This is a genomic window from Rhizobium sp. SVR5-9E (genome assembly GCF_056755095.1).
Window position 1 is genome coordinate 1 of the sequence record NZ_JBNDHS010000497.1, and the last position, 259, is coordinate 259.

Here is a 259-nt window from a genome sequence, read left to right on the forward strand (position 1 = left end):
CAGACGGAAGGATCGGAAGTAGGGAGATCACCACATCCGATTTCGTATGAACCTCCATGAATCCAGACAATTACCGGGAGTTTTTCATCATCATTAAAATGTTCAGGACATGTAACTGTAAGGAACTGTGTTGATTCTTCAGGTACGAACATCTCTACATCCGTCTTCTGGATCAACCTGTCCAGCAACGGACTTACATTCTGCGGACATACCGGAGTTTTATCAGGAATTTCGTGTGAATAGACATAATCTATTGGTT

Annotated in this window: 1 protein-coding gene; it reads right to left on the bottom strand. The window is 42.5% G+C overall.

The window, feature by feature from the left end; translation table 11 throughout:
- Nucleotides 1-254, bottom strand: a 254-nt coding sequence (locus tag ACPYOJ_RS35780; protein ID WP_481420447.1) for a carboxylesterase family protein, incomplete at its 3' end; no start/stop codon positions are given.
- Between the last annotated feature and the right edge of the window lie 5 nt (nt 255-259).